Here is a 22,463-nt window from a genome sequence, read left to right as displayed (position 1 = left end):
GAAACTGGATGGCACTGCATGAAGCAAGACGCCCGCACTAGGCTGGATTATAAGGGGTTTCATGCGACTGCTTGGCACTGCATGAATCTATTGACTGGTGCCGGAGACAGGAATCGAACCTGCGACCTTCGCGTTACGAGTGCGCTGCTCTACCGACTGAGCTACACCGGCGTGGGCTAAAAACTAGCACCCGTACCCTGGACCAGCAACCAAGAAGCCTTACCGCAGATAGCAAAACGCCCCGAACCAGTCGGGGCGTTTGCTTGTTCAGCGTGAAGCTAAGGGACGATTAAACGCCCGATGCCTTGGCCGCTGCCACGTCTTTGATGGACAGTTTGATACGGCCGCGGTTGTCCACGTCCAGTACCAGCACTTCCACTTCCTGACCTTCTTTCAGGATGTCGGTGACTTTCTCAACGCGAGCGTCGCTCAGCATGGAGATGTGCACCAGACCGTCCTTGCCCGGCAGGATGTTGACGAAAGCGCCGAAGTCGACGATGCGCTCAACCTTGCCGAGGTAGATCTTGCCGATCTCGGCTTCCGCGGTGATGCCCAGAACGCGCTGACGCGCGGCTTCTGCAGCTTCCTTGGTTTCGCCGAAGATCTTGATCGAACCGTCGTCTTCGATGTCGATCGAAGCCTTGGTTTCTTCGCAGATCGCGCGAATGGTGGCGCCGCCTTTACCGATGACGTCACGGATCTTGTCGGTGTCGATCTTCATCGCGATCATGGTCGGTGCGTTGGCCGACAGTTCGCTACGGGACTGACCGATGATCTGGTTCATCTGGCCGAGGATGTTCAGGCGAGCTTCCAGGGCCTGGCCCAGGGCGATCTCCATGATTTCTTCGGTGATGCCCTTGATCTTGATGTCCATCTGCAGCGCGGTGACGCCTTTGGCGGTACCGGCTACCTTGAAGTCCATGTCGCCCAGGTGGTCTTCGTCACCCAGGATGTCGGTCAGGACGGCGAACTTCTCGCCTTCTTTAACCAGGCCCATGGCGATACCGGCAACCGGTGCCTTCATCGGTACACCGGCGTCCATCAGTGCCAGGGAAGCGCCGCACACGGAAGCCATGGAGCTGGAACCGTTGGATTCGGTGATTTCCGAGACTACGCGGATGGTGTAAGGGAACACGTCGGCGGCTGGCAGCATGGCCTGTACCGAACGACGGGCCAGGCGGCCGTGACCGATTTCACGACGACCCGCGCCGCCCATGCGACCACACTCGCCCACCGAGAACGGAGGGAAGTTGTAGTGCAGCATGAAGGGGTCTTTTTTCTCGCCTTCCAAGGTGTCCAGCAGCTGTGCGTCACGGGCAGTACCCAGGGTCGCAACCACCAGGGCCTGGGTTTCGCCACGGGTGAACAGGGCCGAACCGTGAGTCTTCGGAAGTACGCCAACTTCGATGTTCAAAGGACGCACGGTGCGGGTGTCACGACCGTCGATACGCGGCTTGCCGTTGACGATGTTTTCGCGAACGGTGCGGTATTCGATCTCGCCGAAAGCGGCTTTGACTTCGGCAGCCGAAGGCTGGCCTTCTTCACCGGACAGCTTGGCGACCACTTGGTCCTTCAGCTCGCCCAGACGTGCGTAACGATCGGCCTTGACGGTGATGGTGTATGCCTGGGAGATGGCTTCGCCGAACTCGGCACGGATAGCGCCCAGCAGTTCGGTGGCTTCTGGGGCTGCAGCCCAGTCCCAGGTAGGTTTGGCAGCTTCGGCGGCCAGCTCTTTGACAGCCTTGATCACCGACTGGAATTCGTCGTGGGCGAACAGTACCGCGCCCAGCATCTGGTCTTCGGTCAGCTCTTTGGCTTCCGATTCAACCATCAGCACGGCTTCTTCAGTACCGGCCACGACCATGTCCAGGCTCGAAGCAGCCAGTTGCTCGTAGGTCGGGTTCAGCAGGTAGCCGGTGCTTTCGTGGAAAGCCACGCGAGCGGCGCCGATCGGGCCGTCGAAAGGAATGCCGGAGATTGCCAGGGCAGCCGAGGTACCGATCATCGCAGCGATGTCCGGATCGGTCTTCTTGCTGGTGGAAACCACGGTGCAGACAACCTGCACTTCGTTCATGAAGCCTTCTGGGAACAGAGGGCGGATCGGACGGTCGATCAGACGCGAGGTCAGGGTTTCTTTCTCGGAAGGACGGCCTTCGCGCTTGAAGAAACCGCCAGGGATCTTACCGGCAGCGTAAGTCTTTTCCTGGTAGTGCACGGACAGAGGGAAGAAGCCCTTGCCTGGATCCGCTTGCTTGGCGCCCACCACGGTCACCAATACGCTGACGTCGTCGTCAACGGTGACCAGTACTGCGCCGGAAGCTTGACGGGCGATACGGCCAGTCTCGAGGGTTACGGTCGACTGACCGAACTGGAATTTTTTGATTACCGGGTTCACGGTGTCCTACCTTCTTTGTGGCTCTTGGGGAAACTTGCTTCTTGCGAAATTCTTGGGCAATGCGGGGAATCGGCCCAGCCTTTATTGTCCAGGTAAAACGGTGCAGCAGATAAAACTTGAGGCTGGGAGCCTGCCATACGCCGGCGGAAAAACCGCTGACGCATGGCAAACAACCAACCTCATAGCGCAATCGCTGATTAGCGACGCAGACCCAGACGACCGATCAGGGTGCTGTAACGGCTCAGGTCCTTGCCTTTCAGGTAGTCCAGCAGCTTACGACGCTGGTTTACCATGCGGATCAGGCCACGACGGGAGTGGTGGTCTTTACCGTTGGCTTTGAAGTGACCTTGCAGTTTGTTGATGTTGGCGGTCAGCAGTGCAACTTGCACTTCTGGCGAACCAGTGTCACCAACAGCTTGCTGGTAGTCGGTTACGATCTGAGCTTTTTCTTCAACGCTGAGTGCCATGTGGGCAATCCTTATATCAGGAAACTGTTCAAGAACAGTTTCAACAGGCCAGGGACAAATCCCTGTATCTATAAATGAGTAGTGACCGTGCCTGTTAACAGCCACCCTCGTCCGGTCATTCTGACCGAATCAGTCGACGCGGCGCGATGCGCCCGTCTTCGCTCACTTCACCGATACCGATGAAGCGACCGTTGTGATCCTGTACCCGCACCATGCCGAACTTCGGTGCATCCGGGGCACGTACCGGCTGGCCATTGAGCCAGTAGAATGCGCTGTGCTCCGAGAACTGCAGCAGCGGCCAATCCAGCAGGCCGCTGTCCGATGGCATCAGGAAGCGATCTACCGCTTCATTGCCGCCCTCGGCGTGCACTGCTTCAAGCTCTTCCAGGGTGACCGTCTGGGCCAGGCTGAAAGGTCCAGCCTGGGTCCGTCGCAGTTCTGCAACGTAAGCACCGCAGCCAAGTTTTTCACCGATATCTTCCACCAGGGTGCGGATATAGGTGCCTTTGCTGCAGTCCACCGCCAGGCGCGCAGTGTCGCCTTCGAAGGCGAGTAATTCCAAGCGCGCAATAGTAACAGAACGCGGTTCACGCTCCACCACTTCCCCTGCACGAGCCAGTTTGTAGAGTGGCTGGCCATCACGCTTCAAGGCTGAGTACATCGGCGGTATCTGTTTGATTTCGCCGCGAAATTCCGGCAATACCGCTTCGATATCGGCACGACCAACGGTCACTTCACGGGTCTGCAAAACTTCGCCTTCAGCGTCCGCCGTGGTGGTGGTCTTGCCCAATTGCATCAGGGTTTCGTAACCCTTGTCGGAATCGAGCAGGTATTGCGAGAACTTGGTGGCCTCGCCAAAGCACAGCGGCAAAACACCGGTGGCCAGGGGGTCGAGGCTGCCGGTATGACCGGCTTTCTCGGCATTGAGCAGCCAGCGGACTTTCTGCAGCGCCGCGTTGGAGGTGAAACCCAGGGGCTTGTCCAGAAGGATGATGCCGCTGACGTTACGACGGATACGCTTGACCTGAGCCACCGCTTACTCCTTGGCGTCTTCAGGGGCAGGCGCGTCGCCATGCTGGCTGTCTTCAGCCACGGCACGCTCGATCAGGGCCGACAGGTGTGCCCCGCGGGCCACGCTTTCGTCGTAATGGAAGTGCAGTTGCGGCACGCTGCGCAGCTTCATTTCCTTGGCCAGTTGCATGCGCAGGAAGCCTGCCGCCGAGTTCAGCACCTTGATGCTCTGGGCAATTTGTTCGGCGTTTTCCTGGCCCATCACGGTGATGAAAATCTTCGCGTGACCGACATCACGGCTGACTTCCACGGCGGTGATAGTCACCAGGCCGACGCGTGGATCCTTGACTTCGCGACGGATCAATTGCGCCAGTTCGCGCTGCATCTGATCACCGATGCGTTGGGTACGGCTGTATTCTTTTGCCATGTCTTGTTACCTGTTACTGCCTCACGGTGAAACCCGTGTGGTCTGAAAGCGGCAAACGCCCGGCCTGGCAGGAGCCAGACCGGGCGTTGCGTTTAGAGGCCGCTGGAAGCGCCGCGCACTTGCATGCGGCGGGCCACCAGGGCTCTTGAAGTGCGCGAGTTAGAGGCTGCGAGCAACCTGGACCTTCTCGAAGACTTCGATCTTGTCGCCGACTTTGACGTCGTTGTAGCTCTTCACGCCGATACCGCATTCCATGCCGGCACGCACTTCGGACGCGTCATCCTTGAAGCGGCGCAGGGATTCCAGCTCGCCTTCGAAGATAACGATGTCTTCACGCAGTACGCGGATTGGACGGTTACGGTGCACGACACCTTCGATGACCATGCAACCGGCGATCGCACCAAACTTCGGCGAGCGGAACACGTCGCGAACTTCGGCAACACCCAGGATGTTCTCCCGAACGTCGCTGCCCAACATACCGGTCAGGGCTTTCTTGACGTCTTCGATGATGTCGTAGATCACGTTGTAGTAACGCATATCCAGACCTTCCTGCTCGACGATCTTCCGAGCACCGGCATCGGCACGCACGTTGAAGCCGAACAGTACAGCGTTGGAGGCCAGTGCCAGGTTGGCATCGCTCTCGGTGATACCACCGACGCCGCCGCCCACTACGCGCACTTGCACTTCGTCGTTGCCCAGGCCGTTCAGAGCGCCTTGCAGAGCTTCCAGCGAACCACGGACGTCGGATTTGAGGACGATGTTGAGCGTCTTCTTCTCTTCCTGGCCCATGCTTTCGAAGATGTTTTCCAGCTTGCCGGCGTGAGCACGGGCCAGTTTGACCTCGCGGAACTTGCCTTGACGGAACAGAGCCACTTCACGGGCTTTCTTCTCGTCGGCCACTACGCTCATCTCGTCGCCAGCATCCGGGGTACCGTCCAGGCCGAGGATCTCGACCGGAATGGAAGGACCGGCTTCCTTGATTGGCTTGCCGTTCTCGTCGAGCATGGCGCGCACGCGGCCGTAGTTCGAGCCGACCAGCACCATGTCGCCTTGACGCAGCGTACCGTCCTGAACCAGCACGGTGGCTACCGGGCCACGGCCCTTGTCGAGACGGGATTCAACCACGACACCACGGCCAGGAGCCGAAGGAGTCGCCTTGAGTTCCAGTACTTCGGCTTGCAGCAGAACTGCTTCCAGCAGGTCGTCGACGCCGGTACCCATTTTCGCGGAGACCGGTACGAACGGCGTATCACCACCCCAATCTTCCGAGGTCACGCCGTGAACCGAGAGTTCACTGCGGATACGGTCCAGATCGGCGCCCGGCTTGTCGATCTTGTTCACCGCCACCACCAGCGGAACGCCGGCAGCTTGTGCGTGCTGAACAGCTTCAACGGTCTGCGGCATCACGCCGTCGTCCGCTGCAACCACCAGGATCACGATGTCGGTGGCCTTGGCACCACGGGCACGCATGGCGGTAAACGCGGCGTGACCAGGGGTGTCGAGGAAGGTGACCATGCCGCGCTCGGTTTCTACGTGGTAGGCACCGATGTGCTGGGTAATGCCACCGGCTTCGCCCGCGGCCACTTTGGCGCGACGGATGTAGTCCAGCAACGAGGTCTTACCGTGGTCAACGTGGCCCATTACGGTCACGACCGGCGCACGGGCAACCGCTTCACCTTCGAATTTCAGGGACTCGGCCAGGGAATCTTCCAGGGCGGTATCGCTGACCAGGGTCACTTTGTGGCCCAGTTCTTCAGCAACCAGCTGGGCAGTTTCCTGGTCCAGAACCTGGTTGATGGTGGCTGGAGTACCCAGCTTGAACATGAACTTGATGACTTCGGCGGCCTTGACCGACATCTGCTGGGCCAACTCGCCCACGGTGATGGTCTCGCCGATCTGCACGTCACGTACCACTGGCCCGGTCGGGCTCTGGAAACCGTGAGCATTGCGTTTCTTCAGCTTGGCCTTGCCGCGACCACCACGACGGAAGCCATCGCTTTCTTCGTCGGTGGTACGTGGAGCAACACGCGGTGCCGGGGCCTTTTCCTTGACCGAAGCACGATGAGGAGCGTTTTTGCGCTCGCCATCGCCGCTGCGACGGTTGTCGTCGTTGCGGGACTTGTCCGGACGGCGCTGCTCGTCTTTCTTGCGCTCGGCCACGGGTGCCGGAGCGGCCACCGGTGCTTCTTGCACAGTTTCGACCACAGGCGCAGGTGCTGGGGCTGCAGCGGCTTGCGCAGCAACAGGCTCGGCAACCGGAGCAGGCTGGCGACGCGCTTCTTCTTCGGCGCGACGCTTGGCTTCTTCTTCAGCCTTTTGACGAGCAGCATTTTCTACTGCACGACGTTCTTCCAGTTCGCGTTGACGCTCGGCTTCGATTTCTTCCGGGCTGCGCTGCACGAAGACTTTCTTCTTGCGCACTTCAACGCTGATGCTCTTGCTGCCAGCCACACGCAGGGTGCTGGTGGTCTTGCGCTGCAAAGTGATCTTGCGTGGTTCTTCCACCTTCGCCTTGTGGCTGCTTTTCAGATGAGTCAGCAACGATTGCTTCTCACTGTCGCTCACATGTTCCTCGGCGGCGGTGTGCGGCAGACCTGCCTCACGCATCTGCTGCAGCAGGCGCTCTACCGGTGTTTTGACCTCATCGGCCAGTTGTTTCACCGTGACTTGCGTCATGCACTTCTCTCCTCAGGCCGCGCCTAATTACTCGAACCAGTGGGCTCGGGCGGCCATGATCAACTTGCCGGCACGATCATCGTCAATGCCGTCGATGTCGAGCAGGTCGTCAATAGACTGCTCGGCCAGGTCTTCGCGGGTAATTACGCCGCGCACCGCCAGTTCCATCGCCAAATCCTTGTCCATACCCTCAAGCGAGAGCAGGTCTTCGGCCGGATGGGCGTCTGCCAGCTTTTCCTCAGTAGCGATGGCTTTAGTCAACAAGCGATCCTTGGCCCGAGCGCGAAGCTCGTTGACGATGTCTTCGTCAAAGCCGTCGATGTTGAGCATTTCTTCCAGCGGTACGTAGGCAATCTCTTCCAGGCTGGTGAAGCCTTCATCAACCAGAACCTGTGCCAGTTCTTCATCGACTTCCAACTCGTCGATGAAATTGCGCAGGATGTCGCCGGTTTCTGCTTGCTGCTTGGCCTGGATGTCCGATTCGGTCATCACGTTCAGGGTCCAGCCAGTCAATTGGCTGGCCAGACGCACGTTCTGACCACCGCGACCAATGGCCTGAGCCAGGTTGTCTGCGCCAACGGCGATGTCCATGGCATGGGCATCTTCGTCAACGATAATTGCCGCGACCTCAGCCGGCGACATGGCATTGATCACGAACTGCGCCGGGTTCTCGTCCCACAGGACGATGTCCACACGCTCGCCGCCCAACTCGCCGGAAACGGCCTGGACGCGCGAACCGCGCATGCCAATGCACGCGCCCTGCGGGTCGATGCGCTTGTCTTTGGAGCGGACTGCGATCTTGGCCCGCGAACCCGGATCACGGGAGGCGGCCATTACTTCGATCAGGCCTTCGGCAATTTCCGGCACTTCGATACGGAACAGCTCGATCAGCATTTCCGGCGCGGTACGCGACAGGATCAGCTGCGGGCCGCGGTTCTCGGTGCGGATTTCCTTGAGCAGCGCGCGCAGACGCACGCCAACCCGGAAAGTCTCACGGGAGATGATGTCTTCACGGGCCAGCAACGCTTCGGCGTTGTTGCCCAGGTCGACGATCACGTTGTCACGTGTCACTTTTTTCACGGTGCCGGAGATGATTTCACCCAGGCGCTCGCGATAGGCATCAACTACCTGTGCGCGCTCGGCTTCGCGAACCTTCTGCACAATGACCTGCTTGGCGGTCTGGGCAGCGATGCGGCCGAACTCGATGGATTCGATTTTCTCTTCGATCACATCACCGACTTTGGCGTCGGGATGGGTTTCACGAGCCTTGCTCAACCAGGTTTCGACCGCAGGATCATCCAGATCGGCCTCTTCGACCACCGTCCAGCGACGGAAAGTCTCGTAGGAACCAGTGTGGCGATTGATTTCCACACGCAGGTCCACTTCGTCCTCAAAACGCTTTTTGGTAGCAGTGGCCAGAGCCAGCTCCAGCGCTTCAAAAATCACGCTTGCCGGTACACCCTTTTCATTGGATACCGACTCAACAACCAGCAGTACTTCTTTGCTCATCGTACGCCTCGCCTTTCGCAAGCCATTGGATCCGCGGGATCCGCGTCTCAGTCAAAACTGGGAATAATGTTGGCCTTGTCGATCATATCGATCGGCAACAGAAACTCGTGATCATCTACCTGCACCACGACGTCCTGCTCCTCCACCCCGCGGAGAAGGCCCTGAAAATTACGCCGACCTTCGAAGGGCGAGCGCAGCTTGATCTTCACTTGCTCACCGACATACTTGGCAAACTGTTCAAGGGTGAACAGCGGGCGTTCCATGCCAGGAGAGGAAACTTCAAGGGTGTATTCAACGGAGATCGGGTCTTCCACGTCGAGAACACCACTGATCTGACGGCTGACGATGGCGCAATCGTCCACCAACACGCCGCCTTCTTTATCGATATAAACGCGCAACAATGAGTGGCGACCCTGAGCCGAAAACTCAATACCCCAGCATTCATAGCCAAGGGCCACGACCACCGGGGCCAACAAGGCCTGCAACTGTTCTAGCTTGCTCGACACCTGAACCCCCTCGTGCATGCTTGTGCAAATAAAAAATGGGCGAAGCGCCCATCCCGGAAACGCCGTTGAATAGCGGCGTTGTAAAGTGTCCAGCTAACAAAAAGCCCCTGAAAAGGGGCTCCGCTAAAACTGGTTGCGGGGGCCGGATTTGAACCGACGACCTTCGGGTTATGAGCCCGACGAGCTACCAGACTGCTCCACCCCGCGACAAAGCTGGGGCGGAAGTATACGACCGATCCCTTTTTGGGTCAATGTAACCTTCCACCTACAAGAAAGCCCGCAACAGCGGGCTCTCCTGACAATTGGTACCGAGAAGGGGACTCGAACCCCTACACCCTATGGGCACAACCACCTCAAGGTTGCGTGTCTACCAATTCCACCACCTCGGCATAGACTACGTTACTGCGTGAAACTCTTCTTACTTCTGCTCTGGAGCTGGAGGTACGTCAGTCGCACTGTTGGCCGACTTTTGCTCTTGGAGCACCGGGACATCATCAGAAGCCGGTTTTTGCTTTGGTACTTCAAGTACTGCTGGATCTGGCAAACCTACTTGAGTCAGCTGATGAGCTTTCTCTTTAGCAAAGTAACCTAACCCCAAGCTGGTTATGAAGAAACCGGCGGCAAGTATAGCAGTAAACTTACTAAGAAAGGTAGAGGTTCCTTGGCTTCCGAACACAGTATTTGAAGCACCTGCACCGAAAGACGCGCCAGCATCGGCACCTTTACCCTGCTGCAGCAAAACCAGAGCAACTACGCCCAGGGCACCCAGCAGATGAAAAACGACTACGACTGTTTCCAGCATTTTTTCAGTTTCCCGCGGCGCGACAGATCGCACCGAACTCATCTGCATTCAGGGACGCTCCACCAATGAGCCCCCCATCGATATCCGGCATGCCGAACAGTTCGACCGCATTGGCCGCCTTCACGCTGCCGCCGTATAGAAGCCGCACTCCTCGTGCCACTTCAGAATTCTCTGCCGCCAACTGCGCGCGAATGGCTGCGTGCACATCCTGCGCTTGTTGCGGTGTTGCAGTCAGCCCGGTACCAATGGCCCAGACCGGCTCGTAGGCGATAACTGCATTGGCGAAAGCACCAACACCCAACTCTTCGATGATGCTGCCCAGCTGACGCCCGACAACCTCCAGAGTCTTACCAGCCTCGCGCTGCTCAAGGGTTTCCCCTACACACAGAACCGGCTTCAAACCACAGGCCTGCGCTGCTGCGAACTTGCGATTGAGCGTCGCGTCACGCTCGCCCATGATCAGGCGGCGCTCGGAGTGCCCAACCAGCACCAGGGAGCAACCTGCATCCACTAATTGACTCGGGGCGATTTCGCCTGTCAACGCACCTTGCATGGATTCCACCGCAGAGTTCTGCGCGCCGACCTGAATCGACTTGCCTTTCAAGCCATCAATCACTTGATTGATATACAAGCAAGGCGGGAATACCGCGACATCAACACCGCTTGGCAAGGCCAGATGACGAAGGCCATTGATCAGCTCAGCGACGCTGGCGCGGGTACCGTGCATCTTCCAGTTACCAGCTACCATAGGGCGACGCATGCTGTACCTCGTCGGTCAAAGTGGGCGCAGATGTTACCCAACCAAAACAACACTGGCAAGCCGAAATCAGGCAGAAACTTCAGCAACAAGCTTTGCCAGCTCGTCGGCGTAGGCTCGAACCTGCGCTTCATCGTCACCTTCGACCATGACACGCACCAACGGCTCAGTACCGGACTTGCGCAGCAAAACCCGGCCACGCCCCGCCATGGCGCTCGTGACGCGCTCGCAAGCCTCTTTCACAGCAGGATGCTCAACCGGACTGTCGCCGCCACCAAAACGGACATTGACCAGCACTTGCGGGCATTTGCGCAGCCCTTGTCGTGATTGCGCCAGGCTTTCACCACGCGCCTTGAGCGCCATCAGCACCTGCAGCGCGGCGATGATCGCATCACCGGTGGTCGCGTGACGAAAGCAAACGATATGGCCGGAATTCTCTCCACCCACCAACCAGTTACGCTCAAGCAGTTCAGCAATCACATAACGGTCGCCAACATTGGCTCGCACAAAGGGAATACCCAGATCCGCCAACGCCAACTCAAGACCGAGGTTACTCATGAGAGTACCGACCACGCCGCCCTGCAACTTGTCACGCTCATGCAGATCACGAGCGATGATGAACAACAACTCGTCACCATCAACGATCGCACCGGTCTGATCGACCATCAGCACCCGGTCACCATCACCGTCGAAGGCGATACCCAGATCCGCATGCTCAGCGAGAACCGCAGCCTGCAATTGCGCCATGTGAGTCGAACCGCAGTTCTCGTTGATGTTCAAGCCGTTAGGTTGCGCGCTAAGCACCGTTACTTGCGCACCCAACTCACGGAACACGCTGGGCGCAACCTTGTAGGTAGCACCATGGGCGCAGTCCAGCACGATCTTCAAGCCAGCAAAGCTGGTGCTGGAAGGCACGCTGCTCTTGCAGAACTCGATGTACCGCCCCGAGGCATCATTGATTCGCGACACTTTGCCGAGCTTGCTTGACTCCACAACAGTCATTGGAGCGTCCAGCAACTCTTCGATCATCAGTTCCACTTCATCGGGCAGCTTGGTGCCTTCGCCCGAAAAGAATTTGATGCCGTTGTCATCGTGAGGGTTGTGCGAAGCACTGATGACAATGCCCGCTTCGGCGTGAAAGGTGCGCGTCAGATAAGCGATCGCCGGCGTTGGCATCGGCCCCAACAACATCACATCCGCGCCGGCGGCGGACAATCCAGCCTCCAGGGCCGACTCGAACATATAGCCAGAGATACGCGTGTCCTTGCCCACCAGTACACGGCAAGCACCCATGCTGCGGAAAGCCATGCCTGCCGCCCAGCCGAGCTTGAGCATGAAGTCTGGAGTAATGGGGTATTCGCCCACACGACCACGAATGCCGTCGGTGCCAAAGTATTTCTTCGTCATAAGTACTCCATCATTCTTATTCGGCGGATTCCACTACCGCAATCATTCGCACCACATCCACCGTTTCAGCAACATCATGGACGCGGATAATCTTCGCGCCCTTGGTCACCGCCAGTGCTGCAAGTGCCAGACTGCCGTGTAATCGCTCGGCTACAGGTCGATTCAGGGACTGACCAATCATGCTCTTGCGCGACACCCCAACCAGCAGGGGGCGCCCAAGGGCATGCAAGGCCTCCATATGTTTGAACAGACTCAAGTTGTGCTGCAGGGTCTTGGCAAAACCAAAGCCCGGATCAAGGACAATCCGCTCAGCCTCGATTCCCGCCGACGCACACACTGCCATCCGCTCAATCAAAAACTCACTCACCTCCCGAGTGACGTCCTGGTAATGCGGGCTGTCCTGCATATCGCCAGGCTCACCGAGCATATGCATCAGGCATACAGGCAAACCAGTAGCAGCCGCCGCATCCAGGGCACCATCACGGCGCAATGCGCGCACATCATTGATCAACCCTGCTCCCAGGCGAGCCGTTTCACGCATGACCGCCGGCGTCGAGGTATCAACGGAAATAACCACATCCAACTCGCGATTAATTCGCTCCACAACCGGTGCCACACGCTCCAACTCTTCCAGTGGCGAAACCGCACGGGCGCCCGGCCGCGTCGACTCGCCACCAATATCGATGAGCGTAGCACCCGCCAGGACCATGGCCTCGGCGTGCCGCAAGGCGACATCCAGCTGACTGAAGCGACCGCCATCGGAGAAGGAATCAGGGGTTACATTGAGAATGCCCATGACATGCACACGGGCCAAATCAAGAACCCGGTTGCCGCAAGGCAACCGGGTAGAGGATGGGACAGAAGTCATTTAGAACCTTAGTGGTCGGCAGCAGGACCGCCGATGGGTGTTTCCGGACGTTCGTTTTGCACCACTGGAGGAGTAGTGCCCGAACCGCCCTCCCAATCACGAGGTTCACGTGGAGCGCGCCCGGCCATGATGTCGTCAATCTGGTCAGCATCGATGGTTTCGTACTTCATCAAGGCATCCGCCATGGCGTCCAGCTTGTCGCGGTTGTCGGTCAGGATCTGCTTGGCAGTGCCGTAGCACTGATCAATGATGCTGCGCACTTCAGAGTCGATCAGTTTCGCCGTTTCAGCGGACAGGCTGGCGTGCTGACTGCCTGCACTGCGCCCCAGGAACACTTCGCCCTCTTCTTCCGCGTACATCAACGGACCGAGCTTTTCGGATAGACCCCATTTGGTAACCATGTTCCGAGCGATCTGGCTCGCACGCATGATGTCGTTGGATGCCCCGGTGGTTACACCGTCAAAACCAAGAGTCATCTCTTCTGCGATACGGCCACCATAGAGCGAGCAGATCTGACTGATCAGGGCCCGCTTGGACAGGCTGTAACGGTCTTCTTCCGGCAGGAACATGGTGACACCCAACGCACGGCCGCGAGGAATGATCGAGACTTTGTAGACCGGATCATGCTCAGGTACGACTCGACCGACAATGGCGTGACCTGCTTCGTGATAAGCGGTGTTCTGCTTTTCTTTCTCGGACATGACCATGGATTTGCGCTCAGCGCCCATCATGATCTTGTCCTTGGCCAGTTCAAACTCTTTCATTTCAACGATGCGCTTGCCGGCACGTGCAGCAAACAGCGAGGCTTCGTTGACCAGGTTGGCCAAGTCGGCACCGGAGAAACCCGGGGTGCCACGAGCGATCACCGCGGGTGCGACATCTTCACCCATTGGCACTTTGCGCATATGCACTTTGAGGATCTGTTCGCGACCACGAATGTCCGGCAGACCAACCACCACTTGCCGGTCGAAACGACCTGGACGCAGCAGTGCCGGGTCCAGTACATCAGGACGGTTGGTAGCAGCGATCACAATGATGCCATCGTTCATTTCAAAGCCGTCCATCTCAACCAGCAATTGGTTGAGAGTCTGCTCACGCTCATCATGACCGCCGCCCATGCCAGCACCACGATGACGACCGACCGCATCAATCTCGTCGATAAAGATGATGCAAGGCGCATGTTTCTTTGCCTGTTCGAACATATCGCGAACGCGGCTAGCACCCACACCAACAAACATCTCGACGAAGTCGGAACCGGAAATAGTGAAGAACGGAACCTTGGCCTCGCCAGCAATGGCCTTGGCCAGCAAAGTCTTACCGGTACCTGGCGGCCCCACCATCAGCACACCGCGAGGAATACGACCACCCAGACGCTGGAACTTGCCTGGGTCGCGAAGGAACTCAACCAACTCACCCACTTCTTCTTTCGCCTCGTCGCAACCAGCGACGTCAGCCAAAGTGGTCTTGACCTGATCTTCGGACAGCAGGCGTGCCTTGCTCTTGCCGAAGCTCATCGGCCCGCCCTTGCCTCCAGCACCACCCTGCATCTGGCGCATGAAGAACATGAACACTGCAATGATCACCAGGATAGGGAAGCTGGCGACCAGCAGTTGAGTCCAGATACTTTGTTGCTCTGGCTGCTTGCCCTCGACTACCACGTGGTTATCCACCAGATCGCCGATCAGACCATTGTCCTGGATTGCAGGACGGATGGTCTTGAAGCTGTCACCATCATTACGCTTGCCGGTAATCACGTAGCCATCAACCGCTACGCGCTCGACCTTGCCATCCTTAACTTGCTGGATGAAGTCGGAATAGTTGAGGGTCTGCGGCTCGTTAGGGCTGGAGAAGTTGTTCATCACCGTCACCAGGACGGCAGCGATGATCAACCACAGGATCAGATTCTTTGCCATGTCGTTCAATTAACTACCCTCTGAAGCAAGCTCCGCTACTGGCGCGCGCTTCGCATGATATTCACCGGCCTAACTTACTACATTACCTACAGCTCTGGCAGGCGCTGTCTGTAACCCTATGTGAAACTTAGACTACACAATATGCGCTTAATCTGACGGGGCGAAATACGAAAATCCTATCACCCCGGTCAAAAACCTTACTTACTCACTGCGACCCCGGAAGCCGCGCCCAAGCAGATACTGCTCTCGGGAACGGTCACGGGAAGACGTCGGCTTACGCATCTGCACTTTCTCGAACATCTGCCGAACGCTCTTGTGGTACTCGTCAAAGCCTTCACCCTGGAAGATTTTGATCAGAAAATCACCACCTGGACGTAGTACACGGCTAGCAAGATCTAGCGCCAGTTCGCACAAAAACATCGCACGCGGCATATCCACAGCCGCTAACCCACTCATATTGGGGGCCATATCGGAAATCACAAGGTCGACTTCCGAATTTCCAACAGCCTCGAGAATCTGTGCCAGCACCGCATCCTCGGTGAAGTCCCCTTGAATAAAGGTCACATCGGGAATGCTGTCCATCTCCAGGATATCGGAAGCAATCAGTCGTCCCTGACCACCAATCAGACGACTGGTCACTTGCGACCAGCCACCCGGTGCAGCTCCCAGGTCGATAACACTCATACCAGGACGGATAAGGCGGTCCTTCTCCTGAATCTCCAGCAGCTTGTAGCTGGCACGAGAACGATACCCATCTTTTTGCGCCATTTTGACGAATGGGTCGTTGAAGTGCTCTTTCAGCCAGTTATGGCTTGTCTTGGAACGGGCCACGGGCCACCTCAAAAATAAAACGGGTCGTGATTAACTGGGCGGTCCCGGACTCGCTCGGGTAAACTGGCCGCCGCTTTTTACAAGATCAGACGCAGGGGTCAGATTATGCCGCTCACTCAAGAGCAGAAGAAACAGTACAAATCCATTGGCCACCATCTGAAACCAGTATTGACTGTGGCTGACAACGGTTTGACCGAAGGTGTGCTAGCCGAACTTGAACGCGCCTTGAGCGATCACGAGCTGATCAAGATCAAGCTCAATATCCTCGAGCGCGAGTCGCGCCTGGAAGCCATTGCCGAACTGTGCAAGGCCGGCAAAGCGGATCTGGTGCAAGTCATCGGCAAGATGGCGTTGATCTACCGCAAGAACGCCAAGGTAAACAAGCAATTGTCGAACGTCCATCGTTTCCACTGACGTCGACAAGGGTCAGGGGTGTGCCTGGCGCACCCTTGCACTCCATCCCGGCACTGGCTGCAACACCAAGACCAGGCCGGAAAACCCCAGAACCAGATAACTGAACAACTGCCAGCGCTGAGCCTCCGGCAGCAGAGTGCGTACAGTGAAATACATCCCGCACGCATACATCGCCATCAGCAGCAGTTGCCCCCGAATATCCCGCCAAAGACTTTTCAGCCCTTCGGACTGAACCAGCACTGCCGCCTGCAGAATCAGGCATGCCGCCGAAAAACCCACCAACAGCGCACTGAGCAAGGTGGAAACTTCTTCGATCAGCAAAGGGGCAAGCCCAATCTGCCCCAGAGCGGGAAGCAAGCCGAGGTGCAACAACCATAAGCCGCCAACCCACAACATCTGGGTCAGCTGCCAAAGCATGGCGCCCGCTTGTAGCGGGCGCCTTCTTTCAGATGTGACGGACTTCGACAATCTCATACTCGATAACGCCGCCAGGCGTTTTGACCGCCACCACATCACCCTCTTCCTTGGCAATCAAGGCGCGAGCGATAGGCGAACCGACGGAGATTTTACCGAGCTTGATATCAGCCTCGTCCTCACCAACGATCTGGTAGGTGACACTTTCGTCGGTTTCGACGTTGGCGATCTCCACCGTGGTACCAAAGATCACCTTGCCGCTATGAGGGATGGTCGTGACATCAATGACCACCGAGTTCTGCAAGCGGCCTTCGATATCACGGATCCGCGCCTCGACCATACCCTGCTGCTCACGAGCAGCATGGTATTCGGCGTTTTCTTTCAAATCACCCAACTCACGGGCCGTACCGATGTCCTGGCTGAGCTTCGGACGCACGACCTTGGTCAGGTGAGCATGCTCTTCTTCCAAGGCGCGAGCGCCCTGGACGGTCATTGGGTATTTATTCATGCCTTCAATCCTGCGTGTAGATCCTGCAAGCGACGCACGGTCTTTTCCGGACCGAACTTCAACGCTTCGCAGATAGCTTCGCCAGCAGCAATGGTGGTAGTGCAGTAGATCTTGTGCTGCAAGGCGTTACGACGAATGGAATATGAGTCAGCGATAGACTGACGACCTTCGGTGGTGTTGATGATCAGGGTGACTTCGTCGTTCTTGATCATATCGACCACATGCGGACGACCTTCAGTCACCTTGTTCACGCGACGCACTTTCAGGCCAGCCGCCTCGATCACCTTGGCGGTGCCTGCAGTCGCAACCACTTCGAAGCCCAAGTTGATCAGATCACGAGCCACACCTGCAACCAGAGGTTTGTCATCATTACGCACGCTGATGAATGCGGTACCGCCAGTTGGCAATACTTCGCTAGCGCCCATTTGAGCCTTGGCGAAGGCTTCGCCGAAGGTATCGCCGACACCCATCACTTCACCGGTGGATTTCATCTCTGGGCCGAGGATCGGGTCAACACCCGGGAACTTGGCAAAGGGGAACACCGCTTCCTTGACGCTATAGAAGTTCGGGATGATCTCCTTGGTGAAACCCAGTTCTTTCAGCGTCTTACCGGCCATCACACGGGCAGCGATCATTGCCAGCGAGACACCGATGCACTTGGATACGAAAGGCACGGTACGGGAGGCACGCGGGTTCACCTCGATCACGTAGATCTGCTCACCCTGCAGGGCCAGCTGAACGTTCATCAAACCGACCACACCCAGTTCCAGGGCCATTTTCTTGACCTGCTCACGCATCTCGTCCTGGATGTGTGCCGGCAGCGAGTATGGGGGCAGCGAGCACGCGGAGTCACCGGAGTGAACGCCGGCCTGCTCGATGTGCTGCATGATCGCGCCGATCACCACATCGGTGCCGTCGCAGACCGCATCAACGTCCATCTCGATGGCGCAGTTGAGGAAGTGATCCAGCAGCACCGGGCTGTCGTTGGACACTTGCACTGCTTCACGCAGATAGCGCTTGAGTTCTTCTTCCTCGTAGACAATTTCCATTGCCCGACCGCCCAGAACATAGGACGGACGCACCACCAACGGATAACCGATCTTGGTCGCGGCACGAATAGCTTCGTCTTCGCTGCGCACCGTGGCGTTCGGTGGCTGACGCAGATTCAGGCGCTCAACCATTTGCTGGAAACGCTCACGGTCTTCGGCACGGTCGATGGCGTCAGGACTGGTGCCGATGATCGGCACGCCCGCAGCTTCCAGGGCGCGAGCCAGTTTCAACGGGGTTTGGCCGCCGTACTGAACGATGACGCCTTTTGGCTTCTCGACACGGACGATTTCCAGCACGTCTTCCAGGGTTACCGGCTCGAAGTACAGGCGATCAGAGGTGTCGTAGTCAGTGGAAACGGTTTCCGGGTTGCAGTTGACCATGATGGTTTCGTAACCGTCATCGCGCAGCGCCAGTGCAGCGTGCACGCAGCAGTAGTCGAACTCGATACCCTGGCCGATACGGTTTGGACCGCCACCCAGGATCATGATCTTGTCGCGAGTCGACGGCGCAGCCTCGCACTCTTCTTCATAAGTCGAGTACAGATATGCGGTGTCAGTGGCGAACTCGGCAGCGCAGGTGTCGACGCGCTTGTAGACCGGGAACACTTCTAACTTCTGACGGTGAGTACGCAGGTTTTTCTCGGTCACACCCAGCAGCTTGGCCAGACGCTGATCAGAGAAGCCTTTGCGCTTGAGGCGGAACATCAGATCGCGATCGATGGCCGACAGCCCCAGAGTCTTGACCTTCTCTTCTTCCTTGATCAGGTCTTCAATCTGCACCAGGAACCAAGGGTCGATCATGTTCATGCCGAAGATCTGCTCGACGGTCATGCCGGCACGGAAGGCATCAGCCACGTACCAGATACGCTCGGCGCCCGGCACGGTCAGTTCGCGCTTGAGCACGTTCATGCTTTCCGGATTGCTCAGGTCGAGCTTCGGATCCAGGCCGCAAACGCCTACTTCCAGGCCACGCAGGGCCTTCTGCAGGGATTCCTGGAAGGTCCGACCGATAGCCATGACTTCACCAACAGATTTCATCTGAGTAGTCAGGCGTGCGTCGGCCTTGGAGAACTTCTCGAAGGCGAAGCGTGGCAGCTTGGTCACGACGTAGTCGATGGACGGCTCGAAGGACGCCGGAGTCTTGCCGCCGGTGATGTCGTTGGACAGCTCATCCAGGGTGTAACCCACTGCCAGCTTGGCCGCCACCTTGGCGATCGGGAAGCCAGTAGCTTTCGAGGCCAGCGCCGAAGAACGGGACACCCGCGGGTTCATCTCGATAACGACCATGCGACCAGTGTTCGGGCAGATGCCGAACTGAACGTTGGAGCCGCCGGTTTCCACGCCGATCTCGCGCAGGACCGCCAGGGAGGCGTTACGCAGGATCTGGTATTCCTTGTCGGTCAGGGTCTGCGCTGGAGCCACGGTGATCGAGTCACCGGTGTGCACGCCCATCGGGTCGAAGTTTTCGATGGAGCAGACGATGATGCAGTTGTCCTTCTTATCGCGGACCACTTCCATCTCGTACTCTTTCCAGCCGATCAGCGATTCGTCGATCAGCAGCTCCTTGGTCGGCGACAGGTCCAGACCACGGGCGCAGATTTCTTCGAACTCTTCACGGTTGTAGGCAATACCGCCGCCGGTGCCGCCCATGGTGAAGGACGGACGGATGATGCAAGGGAAGCCCAGCTTGTCGAGGACCGCATTGGCCTCTTCCATGCTGTGAGCGATACCGGAGCGCGGGCAGGCCAAACCAATGGACTTCATGGCGGCGTCGAAGCGCGAACGGTCTTCGGCCTTGTCGATGGTATCGGCGTTGGCACCGATCATCTCCACGCCGAATTTTTCCAGAACGCCTTCGCGCTCCAGGTCCAGAGCGCAGTTCAGCGCCGTCTGGCCACCCATGGTTGGCAGCAGCGCGTCAGGACGCTCTTTTTCGATGATCTTGGCAACGGTCTGCCACTTGATCGGCTCGATGTAGGTGGCGTCGGCCATGGCCGGGTCGGTCATGATGGTGGCCGGGTTGGAGTTCACCAGAATGACCCGGTAACCCTCTTCGCGCAGGGCCTTGCAGGCCTGGGCGCCGGAGTAATCGAATTCGCAGGCCTGGCCGATCACGATCGGGCCAGCGCCAAGAATCAGGATGCTTTTAATGTCTGTACGTTTTGGCATGGGTTGTCACTCAAATCCGCAGGTCAGTCGGCAAGCCGTCTTGAACATTCTCTGAGGCGCCTGAGGGGATTCCGCCGGACTCGCCGGGGCCACCCTCAAGCGCTGCTCGCTACACTTTCAAGGCGAACGCTTAGCGTCGCTTGGCCATCTCGTTGATGAAGCGGTCGAACAGCGGCGCTACATCGTTCGGGCCCGGGCTGGCTTCAGGGTGGCCCTGGAAGCTGAACGCGCTCTTGTCGGTACGCTCGATACCCTGCAAGGTGCCGTCGAACAGCGACTTGTGGATCGCCCGGACGTTACCCGGCAGCGTGGCTTCATCCACGGCAAAGCCGTGGTTCTGGCTGGTGATCATGACCACGCCGGTATCCAGGTCCTGGACCGGGTGGTTGGCGCCGTGGTGGCCATGCCCCATCTTCAGGGTCTTGGCGCCGGAGGCCAGGGCCAGAAGTTGGTGCCCCAGGCAGATGCCGAATACCGGAATCTCGGTCTCGAGGATTTCCTTGATCGCCTTGATTGCGTAGTCGCAAGGCTCGGGATCGCCAGGGCCGTTGGACAGGAACACGCCATCTGGATTGAGAGCCAGGACGTCGCTCGCCGGCGTCTGGGCAGGCACCACGGTCACGCGGCAGCCACGCTCGACCAACATGCGCAGAATGTTCAGCTTGACGCCGTAGTCGTAGGCAACCACGTGGTACGGCAGATCAGCGGCTTCGATGGTTGCGTGGCTGTCGGTCTTCAGATCCCAGACAGTCGAACGCCACTCATAGCTTTGCTTGGTGCTGACGACTTTCGCCAGGTCCATGCCTTTCAGGCCCGGGAATCCACGGGCTGCTGCAATCGCCGCTTCTTCGGAAATGTTGTCACCGGCCATGATGCAGCCGTTCTGCGCGCCTTTCTCACGCAGGATGCGCGTCAGGCGACGGGTATCGATACCAGCGATCGCCACCACATTGTTGGCTTTCAGGTAATCGGACAGGGACAGGGTGTTACGCCAGTTGCTGGCCACCAGCGGCAGATCACGAATGACCAGGCCAGCCGACCAGACGCGGTCGGACTCGGCATCTTCCGGCGTGGTGCCGGTGTTGCCGATGTGGGGATAAGTCAGGGTAACGATTTGCTGGGCGTAGGAAGGATCGGTAAGGATTTCCTGATAGCCGGTCATTGCGGTGTTGAACACCACCTCACCAACGGTTTGACCGTCGGCTCCAATGGCTTCGCCACGAAAAATGCTGCCATCAGCAAGGGCGAGTATGGCTGGCTTAGTCAAGAAGACCTCCCGTAAATAGAGCCTGAAAGGGCGATCGCAGGTTGCAAAAAAGCGGAATGACGTATAGACACGTCACCCCGCTTCTTCGTCGAATTATCTGCGCGCTTTTAGTGGACACACTAAAGCTGTAGCTTACAGAAAAAGGCTTTTTCGGTCCACCGCTAATGAGCCCTAAAGGCAGAGGAATGCGACAGAACATCGCCTAGCGGTGCGAAGCGGGGTTGAAGGACAACCTCAACCCCACTTCAGATGCTTCTCAACGCAGATCCAGCACATCCTGCATGTCGTAAAGACCCGCCTCACGACCATCCAGCCACAGGGCAGCGCGTACCGCCCCCTTGGCGAACGTCATGCGACTGGAAGCCTTGTGAGTAATCTCCAGGCGCTCACCCTCGGTGGCGAACAACACGGTGTGATCCCCTACCACATCGCCGCCGCGCACAGTGGCAAAGCCAATGGTTTCACGCTCACGTGCACCGGTATGACCTTCACGACCATAAACCGCCACTTGCTGCAGATCGCGCCCCAAGGCATTGGCGATCACTTCACCCATGCGCAGAGCCGTGCCCGACGGTGCATCGATCTTGTGTCGATGATGGGCTTCGATGATTTCGATGTCCGCGTCATCACCCAGGACCCGCGCCGCCATATCCAGCAGCTTCAGCGACAGGTTGACCCCAACGCTGAAGTTGGCGGCGAAGACGATGGGAATATCCTTGCTCGCCTCGACCAGTAACTGCTTTTCCTTACCCCCAAGACCGGTGGTGCCAATCACCATGGCCTTGCCCGCCTTGCGGCAGAACGCCAGGTTCTTGAGCATCACCTCCGGCAAGGTAAAGTCGATCAGCACATCAAACTCATCAACGACTTTTTCCAGGCTGTCGGACATTGGCACGCCAAGACGCCCAAGAGACGCCAGCTCACCCACATCCGCACCGACCAGCGAACTGCCCGGGCGAACGATCGCCGCCGTCAGACCGGAGAGCGGAGAGCGCAGCTGCACGGCCTCGACCAAAGTCTTGCCCATGCGCCCTGCGGCCCCCATCACTGCTATACGTCGCATGCCCTACTCC

The 22,463-nt window shown here is 58.1% G+C and carries 19 protein-coding genes and 3 tRNA genes; 1 reads left to right on the top strand and 21 read right to left on the bottom strand.

Translation table 11 applies throughout. The features are described from left to right. Nucleotides 1–95: 95 nt before the first annotated feature. The 16 genes from BLV47_RS27675 to rlmE form a co-directional block, all read right to left on the bottom strand. Nucleotides 96–171 (bottom strand) — tRNA-Thr (locus tag BLV47_RS27675). Between the two features lie 118 nt (nucleotides 172–289). Next, a complete protein-coding gene (gene pnp, locus BLV47_RS27670) occupies nucleotides 290–2,395 on the bottom strand; it encodes a polyribonucleotide nucleotidyltransferase (protein WP_016967781.1) in 2,106 nt (701 codons plus the stop codon). 197 nt (nucleotides 2,396–2,592) lie between these two features. Further along, on the bottom strand, nucleotides 2,593–2,862 hold the full coding sequence (gene rpsO / locus BLV47_RS27665) for a 30S ribosomal protein S15 (RefSeq protein ID WP_011059205.1): 270 nt from the start codon (nucleotides 2,860–2,862) through the stop codon (nucleotides 2,593–2,595). A gap of 115 nt (nucleotides 2,863–2,977) precedes the next feature. Then, nucleotides 2,978–3,895 (bottom strand): tRNA pseudouridine(55) synthase TruB, encoded by a 918-nt coding sequence (gene truB / locus BLV47_RS27660; protein WP_016967779.1) that lies wholly within the window; start codon nucleotides 3,893–3,895, stop codon nucleotides 2,978–2,980. Between the two features lie 3 nt (nucleotides 3,896–3,898). Beyond that, complete coding sequence (gene rbfA / locus BLV47_RS27655; protein ID WP_011059203.1) at nucleotides 3,899–4,300, bottom strand: 30S ribosome-binding factor RbfA; 402 nt, start codon at nucleotides 4,298–4,300, stop codon at nucleotides 3,899–3,901. 159 nt (nucleotides 4,301–4,459) lie between these two features. Next, entirely contained in the window at nucleotides 4,460–6,976 is a 2,517-nt protein-coding gene (gene infB / locus BLV47_RS27650; RefSeq protein ID WP_060837489.1) for a translation initiation factor IF-2, read from the bottom strand. A gap of 27 nt (nucleotides 6,977–7,003) precedes the next feature. After that, nucleotides 7,004–8,485: a transcription termination factor NusA gene (nusA, locus tag BLV47_RS27645; protein WP_011059201.1), complete on the bottom strand. Its 1,482-nt coding sequence runs from the start codon at nucleotides 8,483–8,485 to the stop codon at nucleotides 7,004–7,006. 47 nt (nucleotides 8,486–8,532) lie between these two features. Then, entirely contained in the window at nucleotides 8,533–8,991 is a 459-nt protein-coding gene (gene rimP / locus BLV47_RS27640; RefSeq protein WP_041120545.1) for a ribosome maturation factor RimP, read from the bottom strand. Between the two features lie 130 nt (nucleotides 8,992–9,121). Continuing rightward, nucleotides 9,122–9,198: transfer RNA gene (locus BLV47_RS27635), tRNA-Met, on the bottom strand. A gap of 96 nt (nucleotides 9,199–9,294) precedes the next feature. Then, a tRNA-Leu gene (locus BLV47_RS27630) sits at nucleotides 9,295–9,380 on the bottom strand. A gap of 29 nt (nucleotides 9,381–9,409) precedes the next feature. Continuing rightward, nucleotides 9,410–9,793: a preprotein translocase subunit SecG gene (gene secG / locus BLV47_RS27625; protein WP_092319502.1), complete on the bottom strand. Its 384-nt coding sequence runs from the start codon at nucleotides 9,791–9,793 to the stop codon at nucleotides 9,410–9,412. Between the two features lie 4 nt (nucleotides 9,794–9,797). Further along, nucleotides 9,798–10,553 carry a triose-phosphate isomerase gene (gene tpiA, locus BLV47_RS27620; protein ID WP_011059200.1) on the bottom strand — a complete coding sequence of 252 codons (756 nt, stop codon included), beginning with the start codon at nucleotides 10,551–10,553 and terminating at the stop codon, nucleotides 9,798–9,800. A 66-nt stretch (nucleotides 10,554–10,619) separates the two neighbouring features. Then, on the bottom strand, nucleotides 10,620–11,957 hold the full coding sequence (gene glmM, locus BLV47_RS27615; RefSeq protein WP_092319500.1) for a phosphoglucosamine mutase: 1,338 nt from the start codon (nucleotides 11,955–11,957) through the stop codon (nucleotides 10,620–10,622). Nucleotides 11,958–11,973: 16 nt separating this feature from the next. Then, the gene (gene folP, locus BLV47_RS27610; RefSeq protein ID WP_092319498.1) at nucleotides 11,974–12,825 is read right to left on the bottom strand and encodes a dihydropteroate synthase; all 852 of its coding nucleotides are present in this window, start codon (nucleotides 12,823–12,825) and stop codon (nucleotides 11,974–11,976) included. Between the two features lie 8 nt (nucleotides 12,826–12,833). Beyond that, the gene (ftsH, locus tag BLV47_RS27605) at nucleotides 12,834–14,738 is read right to left on the bottom strand and encodes an ATP-dependent zinc metalloprotease FtsH (RefSeq protein WP_092319496.1); all 1,905 of its coding nucleotides are present in this window, start codon (nucleotides 14,736–14,738) and stop codon (nucleotides 12,834–12,836) included. Nucleotides 14,739–14,939: 201 nt separating this feature from the next. Next, nucleotides 14,940–15,569, bottom strand: coding sequence for a 23S rRNA (uridine(2552)-2'-O)-methyltransferase RlmE (rlmE, locus tag BLV47_RS27600; protein ID WP_016967229.1), 630 nt, complete (start codon nucleotides 15,567–15,569; stop codon nucleotides 14,940–14,942). A gap of 105 nt (nucleotides 15,570–15,674) precedes the next feature. On the opposite strand from rlmE, the gene BLV47_RS27595 reads away from it, so the two are divergent. Further along, the gene (locus tag BLV47_RS27595; protein WP_007920867.1) at nucleotides 15,675–15,983 is read left to right on the top strand and encodes a YhbY family RNA-binding protein; all 309 of its coding nucleotides are present in this window, start codon (nucleotides 15,675–15,677) and stop codon (nucleotides 15,981–15,983) included. Between the two features lie 12 nt (nucleotides 15,984–15,995). On the opposite strand, the gene BLV47_RS27590 is transcribed toward BLV47_RS27595, so the two are convergent. From BLV47_RS27590 to dapB, 5 genes are all read right to left on the bottom strand, one after another. After that, nucleotides 15,996–16,400 (bottom strand): MFS transporter, encoded by a 405-nt coding sequence (locus BLV47_RS27590; protein ID WP_092319494.1) that lies wholly within the window; start codon nucleotides 16,398–16,400, stop codon nucleotides 15,996–15,998. A 28-nt stretch (nucleotides 16,401–16,428) separates the two neighbouring features. After that, nucleotides 16,429–16,905, bottom strand: a complete 477-nt coding sequence (gene greA, locus BLV47_RS27585) for a transcription elongation factor GreA (protein WP_060837484.1) — start codon at nucleotides 16,903–16,905, stop codon at nucleotides 16,429–16,431. Then, on the bottom strand, nucleotides 16,902–20,123 hold the full coding sequence (gene carB, locus BLV47_RS27580; RefSeq protein ID WP_092319492.1) for a carbamoyl-phosphate synthase large subunit: 3,222 nt from the start codon (nucleotides 20,121–20,123) through the stop codon (nucleotides 16,902–16,904). The genes greA and carB overlap by 4 nt, the downstream gene beginning before the upstream one ends. Before the next feature lie 130 nt (nucleotides 20,124–20,253). After that, the gene (gene carA / locus BLV47_RS27575; RefSeq protein ID WP_047301683.1) at nucleotides 20,254–21,390 is read right to left on the bottom strand and encodes a glutamine-hydrolyzing carbamoyl-phosphate synthase small subunit; all 1,137 of its coding nucleotides are present in this window, start codon (nucleotides 21,388–21,390) and stop codon (nucleotides 20,254–20,256) included. 256 nt (nucleotides 21,391–21,646) lie between these two features. Further along, nucleotides 21,647–22,453, bottom strand: coding sequence for a 4-hydroxy-tetrahydrodipicolinate reductase (gene dapB, locus BLV47_RS27570; RefSeq protein WP_092319490.1), 807 nt, complete (start codon nucleotides 22,451–22,453; stop codon nucleotides 21,647–21,649). Nucleotides 22,454–22,463 lie beyond the last annotated feature (10 nt).

This window comes from Pseudomonas saponiphila, from assembly GCF_900105185.1.
Lineage (GTDB): Bacteria > Pseudomonadota > Gammaproteobacteria > Pseudomonadales > Pseudomonadaceae > Aquipseudomonas > Aquipseudomonas saponiphila.
This window is presented reverse-complemented; position numbering and strand designations above follow the sequence as displayed.